19 protein-coding genes are annotated in these 15,803 nt (G+C 66.0%); 10 read left to right on the forward strand and 9 right to left on the reverse strand.

Annotation, left to right across the window (positions count from 1 at the left end; translation table 11 throughout):
* Positions 1-4: 4 nt before the first annotated feature.
* From ACOZ4I_RS03460 to dnaK, 4 genes are all read left to right on the forward strand, one after another.
* Positions 5-895, forward strand: a complete 891-nt coding sequence (locus ACOZ4I_RS03460) for an RNA-guided pseudouridylation complex pseudouridine synthase subunit Cbf5 (RefSeq protein ID WP_424003063.1) — start codon at positions 5-7, stop codon at positions 893-895.
* Between the two features lie 70 nt (positions 896-965).
* Entirely contained in the window at positions 966-1,586 is a 621-nt protein-coding gene (locus tag ACOZ4I_RS03465; protein WP_424003065.1) for a hypothetical protein, read from the forward strand.
* A gap of 106 nt (positions 1,587-1,692) precedes the next feature.
* Positions 1,693-2,382: a nucleotide exchange factor GrpE gene (locus ACOZ4I_RS03470; protein ID WP_424003067.1), complete on the forward strand. Its 690-nt coding sequence runs from the start codon at positions 1,693-1,695 to the stop codon at positions 2,380-2,382.
* A 166-nt stretch (positions 2,383-2,548) separates the two neighbouring features.
* On the forward strand, positions 2,549-4,462 hold the full coding sequence (gene dnaK / locus ACOZ4I_RS03475; protein WP_424003069.1) for a molecular chaperone DnaK: 1,914 nt from the start codon (positions 2,549-2,551) through the stop codon (positions 4,460-4,462).
* Between the two features lie 202 nt (positions 4,463-4,664).
* Here the strand turns inward: dnaK and ACOZ4I_RS03480 are convergent, their stop codons facing one another.
* Positions 4,665-5,471: a TrmB family transcriptional regulator gene (locus ACOZ4I_RS03480; RefSeq protein ID WP_424003071.1), complete on the reverse strand. Its 807-nt coding sequence runs from the start codon at positions 5,469-5,471 to the stop codon at positions 4,665-4,667.
* 439 nt (positions 5,472-5,910) lie between these two features.
* On the opposite strand from ACOZ4I_RS03480, the gene ACOZ4I_RS03485 reads away from it, so the two are divergent.
* Entirely contained in the window at positions 5,911-6,222 is a 312-nt protein-coding gene (locus ACOZ4I_RS03485) for a HalOD1 output domain-containing protein (protein WP_424003073.1), read from the forward strand.
* 23 nt (positions 6,223-6,245) lie between these two features.
* Here ACOZ4I_RS03485 and ACOZ4I_RS03490 read toward each other — a convergent pair whose 3' ends face one another.
* The gene (locus ACOZ4I_RS03490) at positions 6,246-6,758 is read right to left on the reverse strand and encodes a hypothetical protein (protein WP_424003075.1); all 513 of its coding nucleotides are present in this window, start codon (positions 6,756-6,758) and stop codon (positions 6,246-6,248) included.
* A 130-nt stretch (positions 6,759-6,888) separates the two neighbouring features.
* Between ACOZ4I_RS03490 and dnaJ the strand changes: the two genes are divergently transcribed.
* Positions 6,889-8,037, forward strand: coding sequence for a molecular chaperone DnaJ (gene dnaJ / locus ACOZ4I_RS03495; protein WP_424003077.1), 1,149 nt, complete (start codon positions 6,889-6,891; stop codon positions 8,035-8,037).
* On the opposite strand, the gene ACOZ4I_RS03500 is transcribed toward dnaJ, so the two are convergent.
* Positions 8,038-8,343: a MazG nucleotide pyrophosphohydrolase domain-containing protein gene (locus ACOZ4I_RS03500; protein WP_424003079.1), complete on the reverse strand. Its 306-nt coding sequence runs from the start codon at positions 8,341-8,343 to the stop codon at positions 8,038-8,040.
* Between the two features lie 79 nt (positions 8,344-8,422).
* On the opposite strand from ACOZ4I_RS03500, the gene ACOZ4I_RS03505 reads away from it, so the two are divergent.
* On the forward strand, positions 8,423-9,169 hold the full coding sequence (locus tag ACOZ4I_RS03505) for a hypothetical protein (RefSeq protein WP_424003081.1): 747 nt from the start codon (positions 8,423-8,425) through the stop codon (positions 9,167-9,169).
* A gap of 30 nt (positions 9,170-9,199) precedes the next feature.
* On the opposite strand, the gene ACOZ4I_RS03510 is transcribed toward ACOZ4I_RS03505, so the two are convergent.
* Together ACOZ4I_RS03510 and ACOZ4I_RS03515 are read right to left on the reverse strand one after the other, a co-directional pair.
* The gene (locus ACOZ4I_RS03510; RefSeq protein WP_424003083.1) at positions 9,200-9,382 is read right to left on the reverse strand and encodes a DUF7333 family protein; all 183 of its coding nucleotides are present in this window, start codon (positions 9,380-9,382) and stop codon (positions 9,200-9,202) included.
* 47 nt (positions 9,383-9,429) lie between these two features.
* Complete coding sequence (locus ACOZ4I_RS03515; protein WP_424003085.1) at positions 9,430-10,179, reverse strand: hypothetical protein; 750 nt, start codon at positions 10,177-10,179, stop codon at positions 9,430-9,432.
* 131 nt (positions 10,180-10,310) lie between these two features.
* Between ACOZ4I_RS03515 and ACOZ4I_RS03520 the strand changes: the two genes are divergently transcribed.
* Positions 10,311-11,108 carry a halocyanin domain-containing protein gene (locus tag ACOZ4I_RS03520; protein WP_424003087.1) on the forward strand — a complete coding sequence of 266 codons (798 nt, stop codon included), beginning with the start codon at positions 10,311-10,313 and terminating at the stop codon, positions 11,106-11,108.
* 26 nt (positions 11,109-11,134) lie between these two features.
* Here ACOZ4I_RS03520 and ACOZ4I_RS03525 read toward each other — a convergent pair whose 3' ends face one another.
* Positions 11,135-11,665 carry an SRPBCC family protein gene (locus ACOZ4I_RS03525; RefSeq protein WP_424003089.1) on the reverse strand — a complete coding sequence of 177 codons (531 nt, stop codon included), beginning with the start codon at positions 11,663-11,665 and terminating at the stop codon, positions 11,135-11,137.
* 143 nt (positions 11,666-11,808) lie between these two features.
* Here ACOZ4I_RS03525 and ACOZ4I_RS03530 point away from each other — a divergent pair, with 143 nt between their 5' ends.
* Positions 11,809-12,084: a MarR family transcriptional regulator gene (locus ACOZ4I_RS03530; RefSeq protein ID WP_424003091.1), complete on the forward strand. Its 276-nt coding sequence runs from the start codon at positions 11,809-11,811 to the stop codon at positions 12,082-12,084.
* Between the two features lie 92 nt (positions 12,085-12,176).
* Positions 12,177-13,250 carry a tubulin/FtsZ family protein gene (locus tag ACOZ4I_RS03535; protein WP_424003093.1) on the forward strand — a complete coding sequence of 358 codons (1,074 nt, stop codon included), beginning with the start codon at positions 12,177-12,179 and terminating at the stop codon, positions 13,248-13,250.
* 54 nt (positions 13,251-13,304) lie between these two features.
* Here the strand turns inward: ACOZ4I_RS03535 and ACOZ4I_RS03540 are convergent, their stop codons facing one another.
* From ACOZ4I_RS03540 to ACOZ4I_RS03550, 3 genes are all read right to left on the reverse strand, one after another.
* Complete coding sequence (locus ACOZ4I_RS03540) at positions 13,305-14,651, reverse strand: alkaline phosphatase family protein (protein ID WP_424003095.1); 1,347 nt, start codon at positions 14,649-14,651, stop codon at positions 13,305-13,307.
* Between the two features lie 85 nt (positions 14,652-14,736).
* Positions 14,737-14,862 (reverse strand): hypothetical protein, encoded by a 126-nt coding sequence (locus ACOZ4I_RS03545; protein WP_277815034.1) that lies wholly within the window; start codon positions 14,860-14,862, stop codon positions 14,737-14,739.
* A 133-nt stretch (positions 14,863-14,995) separates the two neighbouring features.
* Complete coding sequence (locus tag ACOZ4I_RS03550; protein WP_424003098.1) at positions 14,996-15,529, reverse strand: inorganic diphosphatase; 534 nt, start codon at positions 15,527-15,529, stop codon at positions 14,996-14,998.
* Between the last annotated feature and the right edge of the window lie 274 nt (positions 15,530-15,803).

Here is a 15,803-nt window from a genome sequence, read left to right on the forward strand (position 1 = left end):
ACAGATGACGCTCCGCGCCCCGCCCGGCGACCGCGACATCGAGTCGCTCTGTTCCTTTGGCGTCGTCAACCTCGACAAACCCCCGGGACCGTCGGCTCATCAGGTCGCGGCCTGGGTGCGCGACGCCGCCGGCCAGGACCGGGTCGCCCACGGCGGCACGCTCGACCCGAAGGTGACGGGCTGTCTGCCGGTCCTGCTCGGCGACGCCGCCCGGATGGCGCGGATCTTCGACGACGCCGTCAAGGAGTACGTCGCGGTGCTGGAACTCCACGACCGCGCGCCAGCCGACGTCGAGGACGTGATCGCCGAGTTCGAAACCGAGGTCTATCAGAAACCGCCGCGCAAGAGCGCAGTGAAGCGCCAGCTCCGCTCCCGGCGGATTCACGCGCTGGACGTGCTGGAACGCGAGGAGCGCCGCCTCCTCCTGCGGGTGCGCTGTGAATCGGGGACGTACATCCGGAAGCTCTGTCACGACATCGGGCTGGCGGCGGGGACCGGCGCCCACATGGGGGACCTCCGCCGGAGCGCGACGGGAACGTTCGACGACGGGGCGCTCCGCTCGATGCACGACCTCGTCGACGCGCTTTCGTTCGCCGAGGAGGGCGACGAGGGCCCGCTACGCGACGTGATTCAGCCGGCCGAGCGCGCGCTGGTCCACCTCCCGCGGGTCGTCGTCGCGCCGAGCGCCGCCCGCGAGGTCGCGGAAGGCGCACCCGTGTACGCGCCGGGCGTCCTCGACGCCGAACCGGCCGAAGTGGGCGATGCGGCGCCCCAACGCGACGCGCCGGTCGTCTGCGTGACGCCAGACGGGGCCGCGGTCTGTCTGGGAACGCTCGTCGCCGACCCGGATGCAGACGACGGGCTCGTGGTCGAACTCGACCGCGTGCTGGTGTGAGTGGCCGGCGTCGGCCCGTCGCGGTCGGGCGCGCGGGAAGACATAACTTGATTCGTCACGAAGATTCAGTATGGGACACTGGATCGACCCGGACGAGGCCGATCCGTCGCAGTGGCGCGGCGAGGGGCCATTCGAGGACCTCCGTCGCGGCGAGGAGACCGTGTCGGTGCTCGACCGGGCGAGCCGAACGCCCGTCCCCTACCAGTACGAGGTCGACATTCACCACACGGCGGACGTGGCCGAGCAGTTCCGGTCGCACGACTACGACAACGCCCGCGTCATCTACAACTGCGGTATCGACGAGACGCGCCGGATCAAACTGCTGACCCGGGGCGTGTTCTGGGGCGACGGCGAGACCCACCAGCGCTTCCAGGCCCAGTACCGGCGGCCGCCGCCGCCCACCGAAGACGTCCCGTTCGGCGAGTACGCCGTCTGGAGCCGCTACCACCACGGGACCATCGAGCGAACAGACGACGGTGTGCGGTTCGTCGAGGACGAGTCAGGGCCGGAGGAGTCGATGCGCACGCTCGACTGGGACGAGCTGTTCGACCCGGTCAAGGAGCGCCTCGCCGAACTGGAACTGATACGCAACCCGGAGTTCGCACGGTATCGGCTGCTGGAGCGCGGCGAGTGGGACGACTTTCGGGCGCGGTTTCGCTACGACACGGACGCCTTCGCCGTCGGCCCATAGTCAGCCCGTCGTCGGCTCCCAGCGCCGCCGGTCTCCGTGGCCGTTGCGCTCGCGACCACGCGCCGTTTCTGAAATCCTTTTATCTGCGAGACGACTTCCCTCTGATATGACCGAGCAGGACGCAGCCGACGACGCGGCCGCGACCGAGGAGTCGACCGGTGAGGCGGGCCAGAACGCCGCCGAGACGGCGGATGCCGCCGTCGACCTGGACGACGCGCCCGAGGACGTCTCAGTCGAGGACGTGGACCTCGATGTCGAGGCCGACGAGGCGCTGGTCGACCGCGTCGCGGAGTCCGACCCCGAGGACGTCGCTCGCGAACTGGCCGCGCTCCGGACGCGCACCGAGGCGCTCGAATCGCAGGTCGAACGACAGGACGAGGAAATCGAGGAGCTGGAATCGAAGCTCAAGCGCAAGCAGGCGGACTTCCAGAACTACAAGAAGCGGATGAAAAAGCGCCGCGAGCAGGAGCAACAGCGCGCCACGGAGGACCTCGTGTCGCGGCTGCTCGACGTGCGCGACAACCTCGACCGGGCGCTCGACCAGGACGAAGACGCCGACATCCGCGGCGGCGTCGAGTCCACCCTGCGCCAGCTCGACGACGTGCTCGACGCCGAGAACGTCGAGGTGATCGACCCCGACCCCGGCGAGGACGTGGACCCGACCCAGCATCAGGTGCTGGCCCGCGTCGAGAGCGAGGCGGACCCGGGGACGATCGCCGACGTGCACCGCCCGGGATACGAGATGGCCGAGAAGGTGCTGCGTGAGGCGCAGGTCACCGTCTCCGAAGAGGAGTAACGACCGGTCGACGGCCAGCGAGCGGTCGCATTGCGGTACAGTAAATAACCACCGGTCGTCCCGTTCCACGGAGTATAAAACCGCCGGGAGGCGCGCCCTCGTGTCGGTTCTCGCATCAGTACATCTAGCAACTTTTAACCGGCCGAGTCCGCTATGAGCCGATAACATGGCGAGCAACAAGATTCTGGGTATCGACCTCGGGACCACGAACAGCGCGTTCGCGGTCATGGAAGGCGGCGACCCCGAAATCATCGTCAACGCCGAAGGCGAGCGCACGACGCCCTCCGTCGTGGCATTCGACGACGGCGAGCGACTCGTCGGGAAGCCAGCGAAGAATCAGGCGGTAAAGAACCCCGATCAGACCATTCAGTCGATCAAGCGCCACATGGGCGAGGACGACTACTCGGTCACCCTCGACGGCGAGGAGTACACGCCCGAGCAGGTCTCGGCGATGATCCTCCAGAAGATCAAGCGCGACGCCGAGGAGTACCTCGGCGACGAGATCGAGAAGGCCGTCATCACCGTCCCGGCGTACTTCAACGACCGACAGCGCCAGGCGACAAAGGACGCCGGCGAGATCGCCGGCTTCGAGGTCGAACGCATCGTCAACGAGCCGACGGCGGCCGCGATGGCCTACGGCCTGGACGACGAGTCCGACCAGACCGTCCTCGTCTACGACCTCGGCGGGGGGACCTTCGACGTGTCCATCCTCGACCTCGGCGGCGGGGTCTACGAGGTCGTCGCGACCAACGGGGACAACGACCTCGGCGGCGACGACTGGGATCACGCCATCATCGACTACCTGGCCGACCAGTTCGAGGACGAACACGGTATCGACCTGCGGGACGACCGCCAGGCCCTCCAGCGCCTGACCGAGGCCGCCGAGGAAGCCAAGATCGAACTCTCCTCGCGCAAGGAGACCCGGATCAACCTCCCGTTCATCGCGACGACGGACGACGGGCCGCTGGACCTGGAGGAGAAGATCACCCGCGCGAAGTTCGAGAGCCTGACCGAGGACCTCATCGAGCGCACCGTCGGCCCGACGGAGCAGGCACTGGCCGACGCCGAATACGACAAGAGCGACATCGACGAGGTCATCCTCGTCGGGGGCTCGACGCGGATGCCCCAGGTCCAGGAGCAGGTCGAGGAGATGACCGGCCAGGAGCCGAAGAAGAACGTCAACCCCGACGAGGCCGTCGCGCTCGGCGCGGCCATCCAGGCCGGTGTCCTCTCCGGTGACGTCGACGACATCGTCCTGCTCGACGTGACGCCGCTGTCGCTCGGTGTCGAGGTCAAGGGCGGCCTGTTCGAACGGCTCATCGAGAAGAACACGACGATCCCGACCGAGGAGTCGAAGATCTTCACGACCGCCCAGGACAACCAGACGCAGGTCCAGATCCGCGTCTTCCAGGGTGAGCGAGAGATCGCAGAGGAGAACGAACTGCTCGGCGCGTTCGCGCTCTCGGGTATCCCCCCGGCTCCGGCCGGCACGCCCCAGATCGAGGTCTCCTTCAACATCGACGAGAACGGCATCGTCAACGTGGAGGCCGAGGACAAGGGCTCGGGTAACAAGGAGGACATCACCATCGAGGGCGGTGCCGGCCTCTCCGACGACCAGATCGAGGAGATGCAACAGGAGGCCGAACAGCACGCCGAGGAAGACGAAGAGCGCCGCGAGCGCATCGAGGCCCGCAACGAGGCCGAGGCGTCGGTCCGCCGCGCCGAGACGCTCCTCGACGAGAACGAGGAGGAGATCGACGCCGACCTCCAGTCCGACATCGAGGCGAAGATCGAGGACGTCGAGGAAGTCCTCGAAGACGAGGACGCCGAGAAAGCGGACTACGAAGAGGTCACCGAGGCTCTGAGCGAAGAGCTTCAGGAGATCGGCAAGCAGATGTACCAGGAGCAGGCCCAGCAGGCCGCCGGCGGAGCCGCGGGCGCTGGCCCGGGCGGCGCTGCGGGTGCCGGTCCCGGCGGGGCTGCCGGTCCGGGCGGCGCGGCCGGCGGAGCCGCCGAACAGGGCGAGGAGTACGTCGACGCCGACTTCGAAGACGTTCAAGACGACGACGAAGACGAGTGAAACGAGTGTGAGGAGTCGTCTTGAGCTCGATAGACGAGTGGAGCGAGTCTATCGGTGTCGCAGAATGCGGCTGATGGGGTGGGTGCTTCGACCGACGAGGAGACTGCGAGTCGCTTTCGACGACTCGGAACCCGGTTCGAGTGGCGTTTCTGCCGTCCGAGCACCAGACCGTTTCTATGAGACGGCTGTCCGTCCGCCGCGCCTAGTCGTGGTCTGGAAGCGCGGTTTCGACGGCGTCCTGGGCCAGCAGTCGTCGGGCGATGACGACGAGTCCGTTGGTGAGGCCGGTCCCGAAGATCGCCCGTTCCTCGCCGGTGTCGGGATCGATCGAACTGACGAGGATCTCCGAACGGTCGACCAGCAGGACTCGGCCGACAGCGGGATCGCCGGTCCCGCCCGTCTCGCTTTCGAGCCAGCTCAGCCCGGAGCGAAAGACAGTCGCGTCCGGAATCTCTCGCTCGACCCGTTCGACAACCTCGCTCGACGGCGTTCCGACCGAGAGTTCGACGCTCTCGTCCAGTGCGCTGAGAGTCTCGATCAGCGAGTCCGTCAGTACGGCGTCGCTCCCGACGATCAACACGACCTCGTCGGTCGCGTCCTGGGCGATCCGCGCCACCCGGTTCTCGACGGCGCCGGACCCGGTGAGCGACCAGATCTCCGGCCGATCGGTGTCATCGTCACCTTCCACGGTCTGGATGTCTTCGAGCGCGGTTTGAAACCGCTGGATCTTGGTCTCGTACTGATCGCGGAGCGTCTCGGTGGCTTCGGACAGTGGGACGGCCTTGAACCGCTGTGGGCTCGAGTGCTGGACTTCCACCAGTCCCTTCGCTTCGAGGACGCGAACCGCATCGTAGACACGTGTGCGTGGAACGTCTGTCACTTCGCTGAGTGACTTGGCAGTGCCGTGTGGCATCCGAGAGAGTCCGACGAAACACTTCGCCTCGTATTCTTTCAACCCCAGTTCCTGGAGTATCTCGACTGCATCTTCGTGTGTCAAATCTGATGTCATGTGTCCCAACCTACGACCCCGTCTGTTCTGGGGTGTTGTCGATTTTTGTCCCTTCTGGTAGAAAGACGTTATCACTACCTTCTCGGGCGGTTCACTCTTGTGCGTTCACTGTCCCGAACACGTTCAATACTGACGTACGACTGGGTTCATGATTCGATTTTGTAACTTAGTATCGGGTGACAGATTCGATTTACCCAATTAATCACAAAACGGTTATCCCGGAGAAGTACGTATCTGTAAATGGCACGCAGCACCACATGTGTCCCAACCACATCGACTGCGTGCCATTTACCCTCACAAAACCCCTTTCAGGCCTGTTAGCGCCTCTCCCGACGATGTCCGACCGCTGGCGACGACCACAATCGAACCCTTTCTGGTCAAGGTATTTTTTATGATGATAACAACAGTACTAAGTCAGTCGGCTGTCGGTACGGTGACAATGAACGGTCCGAACGGGTCATCGGCGTCGAGCGCCGACGACGGCCCCGACGTTATCCACGCGAACTTCGACTGGGGCTCTGTCTCGCCGTCGATGGCTGTCGTCGAGACCGTCGCAATCGCCGCAGACCGGAAGCCGACAGATCTGCAACCGCTCATCGAGACCTTCGATCCCGACGCCCTCGATACGCTGGTCGGGAACGTCGACGCCGCCGAGTCGGATCTCACACTCGCCTTCCACGTCGACGAGTTCCACGTGACCGTCACCGGGGACGGAGACGTGTTCGTGGAGTCGAACCGACTGCGGTCCTGAGTCCGGCCCACCGCTCGATACGGTCACGCGGTCTCGTTCGAGAGTGTCACCGTGTCGAGCGTGGTCGTCCGTTCGTTCGGTGCGCCGAGGGGGCGGCCGGTCCAGCGGAGTGCGACGGTGTCGCCGGCTTCGAGATGAAAGCCAACAGAGGCGTCCCCGTCGAGGTAGTTCCCGTCGCCGTCCGCGTCCACGCGCGGGTCGTCGACGGTGAGTGTGTCACCGGACTCGACGGGCAGTCCCCGGTCGTCAGCCCACGTCAGTCGGGTGGTCGCGTTCCGGTCGGCGTCGGTGACGACGAGCGCGAGTTCGTGCGTGGCGGCGTCGGTGAGGGTGTCCCCTGCGTACGTGAGAGTGACCGTCCCCGTCTCGGCCTCGAACTGGCCGTCGACGGTCGCCGACGGGGCGGCCGTTCGGAGGTCGGCTCCCGGCCCGACGACCAGGGCGGCCAGTCCGGCGAGCACGAGCGCCGCGACTCCCCAGACGACGATTCGCTCGACGGTGACGGCACCTCGGCTCCGGGGCGACGCAGGGCTCATTGCCGGAGACCTCTGCCGGCACGAAAATAAGCGCCCCGGTACCGCGCTCGGTCGCGTTCGTCAGTTCGTCGGGCCGGGCCGGGAACCCGTTCTTTTCAAGTGGCTCAATCGTCTATGCCTCCTACAACGAATGAGTCAGGATTTCTACGAGATACTGGGTGTCTCGCGGGACGCCTCCGAAGACGAGATCAAGGAGGCCTACCGGGAGAAGGCCCGGGAGTACCACCCGGACGTGAGCGACGAGCCCGACGCGGAGGAGAAGTTCAAGCAGGCGAAGAAGGCAAAGGAGGTGCTGACCGACGACGAGAAGCGCCAGATGTACGACCAGATGGGTCACGAGCGCTTCGAGCAGGCGGAGAAGCGCGGCGGTGCCGGCGGGGCCGGCGGCCGCGGCGGGATGGGCGGCGACCCGTTCGGCGGTGGCGGCGGCTTCGACATGCAGGACATCTTCGACCAGTTCTTCGGTGGCGGCGGCCGCGGCGGTGGCGGGAACCGCCCGCGCCAGGGTCAGGACCTCCAGACGCGATTGGACATCGACCTCGAGGAGGCCTACGAGGGCGCGACGAAGCAACTGACGATCACGCGCCCGGAGGCCTGTGACGACTGCGACGGGGCCGGGCACCCGCCCGACGCCGACTCACAGACCTGTCCCGAGTGCAACGGGCAGGGACAGACGACGCGCGTCCAGCAAACGCCGATGGGGCGCGTTCAGCAGACCGCCACCTGTCGCCGCTGCGAGGGCGACGGGACGCTGTACGACGAGACCTGCTCGACCTGTCGCGGCGACGGCGTCGTCCAGAACGAGGCGACCCTGGAGGTCGAGGTCCCGGCCGGGATCGCCGACGGGCAGACGCTGCGGATGGAGCGCGAGGGCGCGCCGGGCGAGCGCGGCGGTCCGAACGGGGACCTCCTCATTCAGGTGAGCGTCCGCGACCACCCCGACTTCGAGCGCGACGGCGACGACCTGACCCACCAGCACCCCATCTCGTTCCCGCAGGCCGTCTTCGGCGACACGATCAATGTCCCGACGCTCGACGGCGAAGTCGAGTTCGACGTGCCGAGCGGGACCCAGAGCGGCGAGGTGTTCCGGCTGGAGGGCAAGGGGATGCCCCGCCTGCGCCGCCGCGGCAACGGTGACCTCTACGTCCAGGTCCAGGTCGTCACGCCTGACGACCTGAACGCAGAGCAGAAGGAGGCCCTGGAGCAGTTCGCCGAAGCCGGTGGGGAGGAAGTCGACGTGGAGGAGGGCTTCTTCGAGAAGCTCAAGAACTCGCTGTAGTCAGCGCCCGCTCGCCGGCGTCCCGTTCGAATCGAGTCGGCTATCGTACTTCGAGAGTGCCTGTGACAGCGCCCGGTCGGCGTCGATGTCGAGTTGTTCACACAACGCCAGCAGCGCGAACAGCGCGTCGCCGATCTCGTCTTCTGGAACTGACAGCGCCGACGGATCAGCGCCGTAGCCCGTCGTCTCGTTGACTTCCGCGGCGATTTCACCCAGCTCCCCGAGCACGTCGAGCAGGCGGTACGCCGGCGGCGTCTCGATGTCGTTGCGGTCGACGAACGCGGCGACCTGTTGCTGCTGTTTCATTTCTAGCCACTGCCGCGGGCTGCGTATATCGGTTTTGTGGCCCGCGCGCTTTTTGACCGGCCGGACCGAACGGCCGGGTATGCAGGTACTCGCCGACCTCGTCGCGGACGCACGCGAGCGCGACGGCGTGCTGTTTCGCTCGCCCGAGCGCTCGACGCCGTACAGTTACCGGGATTTCGCCACGAACGCCTGGAAGGGAGGGAACCTCCTGCGACACTACGGCGTCCGACACGGGATGCGCGTCGCCGTCGTCGTCGGCCCGAAAGAACCGTCCGAGAGCGACGACCCGGGCTATCTGCGGGACGGCCCGGACGCGCTGCTCGCGTTCCTGGCGGCGGGGCTCGACGGCGCCGTCGTGGACATGGACCCGCCGAGTGCGGTGGACGCGACGGCGCTGGTCGCCCCGGCGGGGTGGCTGGACCGCTACACGCTCGGGCCGGGGACGAAGGGGCTGGCCTACGGCGGGCCGGTCGAGGACCCGACGGTCGCCCAGTTCGAGCGGGAACTGTGGAGCGAGAACCCGCTTCAGCCCCCGGGCGAACTCGCGCCGGACGACGCCCTGCTGGCGGCCGATCGGACCTACACGCACGGGGAACTCCTGGCCGAGAGTCGCCGCGTCGCGGCCGACGCCGACCTCGACGCGGAGACGACCGTCGCGGTCCGCGCGCCGATGACGAGTGCCGGCGCGCTGGTCGCCGGTCTGCTCGCACCGATGCGGACCGGAGCGACGGTGGTGTACGGCGACGCGGACGCCGCCGACGTGGCCGTCGCCGACGGAGACGCGCCGGAAGAAGTGGTTATTCGGCCGGCCGAGGCGACGCCGTAGTCTGGGTCCTCGGCCGGCGGGCGGCCGCAGTCAGTGGCTCGCGCGGTACTCGCCGTGCTTGACGCCGAGCGCGAGGATGAGCGCGAAGACGACGATCTGCCCGATGCTGACGGGGAGCGCGATACTCGTCGGCATCCCCATGAACGACCCGCTCACCATCACTGCGACGAGTACGAGAAAGGCGACCGCGGTTTTCGTCTGGTCGAATTCCATGACACCGGGCCGTTGGGACCGAACTCGTCTAAACGTTCGGCTACCGGTCACTCGGTGGGGCGAACGAGGTCCGCGAGCGTCACGAGCAGGCCGAGCAGCCACCCAAGCGGGAACGAGATCCCGAGCCAGATGACGACGTAGGCGAAGCCCTGGCGCTCGAAGTTCTCGATGAAGAAGTCGGCGACCCCGACGACGGTCAGCACTTCGTAGAGGAACCATCGCGAGAGCGAGTCGCTCGCGGGGATGACGACCGACGCGACGGCCGTCGAGTACAGCGCGGCGACGACCGGCGGGAGGAAGATGGCCGTCATCGCGAAGGGATACGCGAGCGCGACGGTCGTCCCGCGGCCGCCGACGCGTCTGAACGTGACGGCGAGGGCGGCCGAGACGGTGGCGACGCCGCCCGCGACCGCGACGGCGGTGAAGCCGCCCGAGACCAGATCGATGCTTCCGGGCTCGTAGCGCGCGAGCGCGGCGAGGCTCCCCCAGACCAGCACCGAGAGGAGCACGACGCCGACGGCTCCCAGCCGCGTCGCCGTGCCGTCGATGCGCCGCGTCTGATAGCGCAGGAAGACGCCACAGAGGACCAGCGGGTAGACGACGGCGATGACCGGCACGCCCAGCGCCGACCAGAGCCGATAGAGGGCCATCCCGGACGCCGAGTCCGGCGTCCAGGTCCCGAGGACAGTGTCGCTGGCGTCTCGCTGGCGTGGGTAGACGATCTCCATCCAGGTCTCGTGTAGTCGATTGAGGTCGAAGCGGATTCCGCTGACGACCCCCTCGCTCCCGACGGACATACCGAGGGGTTTGGGAGTACCCGGGTTAAAGCTTTCAGGCCGATCACTCACCTTTGATATCGCTGTCATTCGGGGGTCGATGCCGACTCGAAACCGACATATTCACGACGGGGACTCTCAAACTGTCGAGTATGACAGACGGTAGAGCGGACGTGTCCCGTCGGGCCTTCCTGCGGACGGCCGCGGGAGCCACGGCTGCCTCGGCCGCTGCGGGCACTGCAGCTGCACAGGAAGGGACGACCGAAGCCGGCACGGAGAACGCCACGGGGACTCCGGCCGGGACCGGGACCCCCGCTGCAACAGGGACCGCTGGCGGGAGTACCGGGACTGCAAGCGGCGGAGAGACCGGGACCGACGGCGGAAGCGGCGGCGGTGGCGGTGGTGGCGGTAGCAGCGGCGGCACGCCGGACTTCGGCGGCTTCCTCGACCCGGTCGGGAACTTCGACGGCACGGTCGTCGATGCGACCGGGCAGGACACGGCGACGGTCGAGGTCGGCGTCCAGGCCAACGGCGGCGCGTTCGGGTTCGGCCCGCCCGCCATCCACGTCGACAACGGCGCGACCGTCCAGTTCGAGTGGACCGGCGAGGGCGGCGGTCACAACGTCGTCTCCGCTTCTGAGGGCCCGCTCGACTCCGGCAGCGCCACCTCCAGCGCCGGCGTCAACTACGAGCACACGTTCGAGGAAGACGGCATCTACAACTACGTCTGTGTCCCTCACGAGAGTCTGGGCATGAAAGGGTCCGTCGTCGTCGGCTCCGACTACCCGACGGTGTCCTCCGGCGGCGGTGGGGGCGGCAGTTCCGGCCCGCCCGAAGTTCCGGGGAGCGCGAAGTCCCTCGGCGTCGCCACCTCCTTCGTGATGGTCGCGACGCTCGGTCTCGCGTACTTCTTCATCCGGTACGGCGGCGATTACGAGACGCCCGAATAGCCACTGTTCCCGTTCTCATCCGTCGGTTACACCGAGTCCGGCCCGGTGTGGATTCGCAGATCGACGTCCCGTTCTCGCCCTTCGAGGTCCTTCACGACTCGCTCGACGATTCTCGTGGCTTCCTTCCGGATGAGCGGTTTCACCTTCTCGATGACCCAGTCCATCGAGACGAGCCGCGGCAGGTCCACAGCGTTGCTCGACGCCGAGTCCGGGTCGAAGGTGATGCGGAGCCTGACCCGCGACGCGGTGTCAACGTCGGCGGGCGCGTCGTCCGGGTCGGGTTCGACGCGCCAGTGGCCCTGGGCGTCGATGTCTTTGACGAGCCGCCAGTCGATCTCCGTCGGCGGCGACACGTCGGTCACCTCCGAGCGAGCGGTGTAGGAGAGTTTCCACCACGAGAAGACGAGGTCGTAGGTCGTCCCCGGTGTCCCGTCGCCGTCCTGCTCGACGTGATCGAGGTACTCCGAGTAGCGCGCGTAGCCGGGGAAATCCAGCAAGAAATCGTAAATCTCCTCGGGCGGAACGTACACGACTGTGCTGACCTCGACTTCGTCCACGTCCCCAACACCGGAGGTGCCGGACGTAAGCTTTCGGGCGCCCCCGTCGGTGCCGAATGACGCATCGGTTGCCGCAACATTCTCGCAACGCATAATTGAGAACAGAAAATATTATCATGCTGTATCGGATACGGTGATGTACGATGAGCGCTTCCGACATTCAACACGCAGACACCGACAGTGACGGCGACCCGACCGGGTGGGACGCGGTCCGCGAGCTCCCGCCGAGCGCGAAACTGGTCGCGAAGGTCCTCGAGTACAACGACACGCTGACCCAGAGCCAACTGGCAGACGAGACGCTCCTCCCGCCGCGGACGGTACGATACGCGCTCAACCGCCTCGAAGAGGTTGGCGTCGTCGACTCACGGTTCTCCTTTGCCGACGCTCGCAAACGCATCTACACGCTCCGAATCGAGTAACACCCCGCGATTCGGTCTGCAGTCGCCGTTCGAGGCGCGACCGCCGTTCTCAGGGGGCAACGTTGATTAGTCGGCCTCCCAAGTCTTCCAGTATGAAAGTCGTCCTGATTGGTGTCGGCCAGGCCGGTGGGAAGGTAACACAGTCCCTGGTCGAATTCGACTACGACATGGGGTTCGACGCCGTCCGCGGCGCGCTCGCTGTCAACACGGCGCGAGCCGACCTCCAGAACCTCGACATCGACACTGCCCTCATCGGACAGGACCGCGTGAAAGGCCACGGCGTCGGCGGCGACAACGAACTCGGGGCCCAGATCATGCAGGAGAACGCCACCGAGGTGCTCGACGAACTCGACGGCCGCATCACGACCGAGGCCGAGGCCATCGTCGTGGTCGCCGGTCTCGGCGGCGGTACTGGCTCCGGCGGCGCGCCGATGCTCACCCGCGAACTCAAACGCATCTACGAGAAGCCGGTGTACGTCCTCGGCGTCCTCCCCGGCCGAGACGAGGGCGGACTCTACCAGGCCAACGCAGGCCGCTCGCTCAAGACCGCTGTCCGCGAGGCCGACTCCCTCCTCCTCGTGGACAACGACGCCTGGCGCGGCAGCGGCGACAGCGTGGGCGAGGGCTTCGAGCGGGTCAACGACGCCATCTCCCAGCGCGTCGGACTCCTCCTCGCCTCCGGTGAGGCAGTCGAGGGCGTCGGCGAGAGCGTCGTCGACTCCTCCGAGATCATCAACACGCTCCGCGGCGGCGGCATCGCCTCCATCGGCTACGCCAGCGCGCAGGCCAGCGAAGACCCCGGGGAGAACGTCAACACCATCACCAGCGTGACCCGGAAGGCCCTCCTCACCAGCATGAGCCTGCCCAACGCCGTCGAGGCCGACTCCGCGCTCCTCGTCGTCGCCGGCGACCCACAGCGCCTCTCTCGGAAGGGCGTCGAGCGCGCGCGGCGCTGGGTCGAAGACGAGACCGGGAGCATGGAGGTCCGCGGCGGCGACTTCCCGCTCGCCTCCGAGAAGATCGCCTCGCTCGTCGTCCTCTCGGGCGTGGAACGCTCCGCACGGGTCGACGAGTTCATGGAGCGCGCCCGCGAGGCGGCGGACGCCCAGGGCGGGACGACAGACCCCGACGAGTTCACGAACGAGGAACTGGACGGGCTGTTCTAGCGCTAGTCGCGCACTATCTCGCAGAGCGAAGAAAACCGACGGCGTCGCCGCTATCTACTTCAGCAGGCTTGCACCGTCGAAGTCGCCGCGGTCGTAGTCGTGGTCCAGCAGGTCGAGGATGGTCGGTGCGATGTCGTAGAGGTCGGCGTCGTCGATCCGAGCGTCCGGGTCGTCGACGAGCAGCGTCGCGTTATCGAAGCTGTGCATGCCGTTGCGCGGGCCGACGCCGAAGACGTCGTCGGAGCCCTTGAACCCGGCCTTCAGGTCGAACCCGTGGTTGGGGACGACGACGAGGTCCGGCGCGATGTCGTCGTGGTCGCCACGGAAGGCGTCCTCCTTGGTGACGACGCGGTCGGCGACCTTCTTGCCGTCGGGGCCTTCGAGTTCTTCGAGGCGCTGTTTGAGGTCGGCACGGACGGACTCGTACATGTCTTTCGGGACGCCGCCGTTCGGCTCGCGGCCTTCGAGGTTGACGTAGAATCTCCCGGGGATGAGCGAGTAGGCCTTCGTGTCCTCGCCGATGTCGCCGAGTTCGGAGTGGTCGTCGTCCTCGTACTCGAGCCACCCCTCCTGTTCGAGCCACTCGTTGAAGTGGACCTCGTAGTCGAGCGAGGTGAAACCGTGGTCGGAGGCGACGACCATCGTCACGTCGTCGGGGAGTCGGTCGCGCAGGTCGCCGAGGTACTCGTCGACCTTGCGGTAGAACTCGAGGAACGCCTCCTCGTTCTCGCCGCCGCGCTCGTAGTCCTTGAACAGGAAGTGATTCACCCGGTCCGTGGTCATGAACACGCCGAAAAACAGGTCCCAGTCGTCCTGTTCGACGTAGTGTTTGAACGCCTCGTAGCGTTTTTCGAGCGTCTTGTGGGCGTCGTCGACGAACTCGGACTTGTCGTCGTCGTGGCCGAGCTTGGCGTTGACGTCGATGCGGTAGTCGTTGTCCTGGAGATAGTCGCGCAGGTCGTCCGGGTAGGCGGCCTTGTCGACGCCCGGCGAGAGGAAGCCCGAGACCATCCGCTGGACGTTCCGCTGGGGCGGGAAGGTCACGGGGACGTTGAGCACCGTCGCGTTGCGGCCCTCGTCGGTAACGCGGTCCCAGAGGCGCGTCGCCTGCACGTCACGACCCATCGGAACGTACGTGTCGTAGGAGCCGACTTCGCGGTCCTGGAAGCCATAGACGCCGGTCTGTCCGGGGTTGACGCCCGTCGTCAGCGCGGGCCAGCAGGCGCTCGACTCCGGCGGGACGATGCTGTTGATCGGTCCGGCGCTGCCCTCGGCGGCCAGTTCCGAGAGGTTCGGGAACACGTCCGGGTGCTCGTCGATGAGGCTAAACGGTACGCCGTCGATGCCGAAGAAGGCGACACGCGGTGCGTCGTCTCCCTTCAAACGGTCGAACAATCCCATGAGCGCTGTTAGTCAGGTCGGGAACAAGAAGCTTCTTTTCGAACTGCCGTCGTGGAAAGCGGCAAGGTGCTCGCTGACGACGTGTTCAGGCCGAACGGTCCGCGTTCTCCGGGACGACGGTCAGGTGCGCGATCCCTGGCGTCGGCCGGCGTTCGGCGTCCGGTACGACGGTCGGGTGGTCTAGCGCCGCGTCGGTCTCGTCGGTAGCCATACAGGATTACCTATCCGCTAAAGCCTGAAAAGATTACCCATGCTCATACATAATCGGAAAGGTCTGCCGCTATTACTTCGAGACATAGGCCACTCGTGCGAGTGACGCGCGAAAAAAGAAACGAGCGGTTTTCTCAGTTGAACTCTTCGTCGTACAGTTCCTGCGCGTGAACGATTGCGTCCTTTGCCGCTTCCTTGTCTTCCCACCCGAGGGTTTCGACTTCCTTGCCCTCCTCCAGGTTCTTGTAGGTCGAGAAGAACTCGTCGATCTCGTCGAGGGTCTGCTGGGGGATGTCGTCGAGGTCGTCGACGTGGTCGTACCGCGGGTCCTCCGTCGGAACCGCGATGACCTTGTCGTCCTGCTCGCCGTCGTCGTCCATCTTCATCAGAGCGACGGGGCGGGCCTCGATGACACAGCCGGGGAAGGTCTGGTCTTCGACGAGCACGAGGACGTCGAAGGGATCCTCGTCGTCGTAGTACGACTGCGGGATGAACCCGTAGTCAGACGGATAGTGGACGTTCGAGTGAAGCACCCGGTCGAGGACGACGCCGGGGATGTCCTTCTCGTACTCGTACTTGTTCCGTTCGCCTTTCAGGCACTCGACGACGGCGTAGATCTCTTCGGGCGGGTTGGGTCCGGTTTCGAGGTCTTCCCAGAGGTTCGTCATCACCGGCGTCTGCGCAACGGCGTCAAAAAGTACTTTCGTAATCGCCGTGAAACTGCTCGCAGACCACGATTATCTGTTCACTAATCAGATCATATCTAAAGATAGAAATAATTTTAGGACGCACTTAATCCCGCTTTTCGACCTGTCAGACGGATACATGGCGGCAGATTCATATTATAAATTCTCGTACCTATTAGCTACCTATCTTAACTTGGGGCGCCGTGTGTCGGGTGTTTCCTTCGGTATATCGTGTAATGTGCGCCAGAGTTAACAA

Source organism: Haloarcula salina (assembly GCF_049603855.1).
GTDB classification, from domain to species: Archaea; Halobacteriota; Halobacteria; order Halobacteriales; family Haloarculaceae; genus Haloarcula; species Haloarcula salina_A.

What these genes read in the sequence shown, in the direction of transcription:
- ACOZ4I_RS03480 (WP_424003071.1), bottom strand. Translation starts at nt 5,471, where the DNA reads ATGACATCAGATTTGACACACGAAGATGCAGTCGAGATACTCCAGGAA.
- dnaJ (WP_424003077.1), top strand. Translation starts at nt 6,889, where the DNA reads ATGAGTCAGGATTTCTACGAGATACTGGGTGTCTCGCGGGACGCCTCC.
- ACOZ4I_RS03465 (WP_424003065.1), top strand. Translation starts at nt 966, where the DNA reads ATGGGACACTGGATCGACCCGGACGAGGCCGATCCGTCGCAGTGGCGC.
- ACOZ4I_RS03535 (WP_424003093.1), top strand. Translation starts at nt 12,177, where the DNA reads ATGAAAGTCGTCCTGATTGGTGTCGGCCAGGCCGGTGGGAAGGTAACA.
- ACOZ4I_RS03485 (WP_424003073.1), top strand. Translation starts at nt 5,911, where the DNA reads ATGAACGGTCCGAACGGGTCATCGGCGTCGAGCGCCGACGACGGCCCC.
- ACOZ4I_RS03550 (WP_424003098.1), bottom strand. Translation starts at nt 15,529, where the DNA reads ATGACGAACCTCTGGGAAGACCTCGAAACCGGACCCAACCCGCCCGAA.
- ACOZ4I_RS03490 (WP_424003075.1), bottom strand. Translation starts at nt 6,758, where the DNA reads ATGAGCCCTGCGTCGCCCCGGAGCCGAGGTGCCGTCACCGTCGAGCGA.
- ACOZ4I_RS03460 (WP_424003063.1), top strand. Translation starts at nt 5, where the DNA reads ATGACGCTCCGCGCCCCGCCCGGCGACCGCGACATCGAGTCGCTCTGT.
- ACOZ4I_RS03530 (WP_424003091.1), top strand. Translation starts at nt 11,809, where the DNA reads ATGAGCGCTTCCGACATTCAACACGCAGACACCGACAGTGACGGCGAC.
- dnaK (WP_424003069.1), top strand. Translation starts at nt 2,549, where the DNA reads ATGGCGAGCAACAAGATTCTGGGTATCGACCTCGGGACCACGAACAGC.
- ACOZ4I_RS03520 (WP_424003087.1), top strand. Translation starts at nt 10,311, where the DNA reads ATGACAGACGGTAGAGCGGACGTGTCCCGTCGGGCCTTCCTGCGGACG.
- ACOZ4I_RS03470 (WP_424003067.1), top strand. Translation starts at nt 1,693, where the DNA reads ATGACCGAGCAGGACGCAGCCGACGACGCGGCCGCGACCGAGGAGTCG.
- ACOZ4I_RS03510 (WP_424003083.1), bottom strand. Translation starts at nt 9,382, where the DNA reads ATGGAATTCGACCAGACGAAAACCGCGGTCGCCTTTCTCGTACTCGTC.
- ACOZ4I_RS03540 (WP_424003095.1), bottom strand. Translation starts at nt 14,651, where the DNA reads ATGGGATTGTTCGACCGTTTGAAGGGAGACGACGCACCGCGTGTCGCC.
- ACOZ4I_RS03505 (WP_424003081.1), top strand. Translation starts at nt 8,423, where the DNA reads ATGCAGGTACTCGCCGACCTCGTCGCGGACGCACGCGAGCGCGACGGC.
- ACOZ4I_RS03545 (WP_277815034.1), bottom strand. Translation starts at nt 14,862, where the DNA reads ATGGCTACCGACGAGACCGACGCGGCGCTAGACCACCCGACCGTCGTA.
- ACOZ4I_RS03515 (WP_424003085.1), bottom strand. Translation starts at nt 10,179, where the DNA reads ATGTCCGTCGGGAGCGAGGGGGTCGTCAGCGGAATCCGCTTCGACCTC.
- ACOZ4I_RS03500 (WP_424003079.1), bottom strand. Translation starts at nt 8,343, where the DNA reads ATGAAACAGCAGCAACAGGTCGCCGCGTTCGTCGACCGCAACGACATC.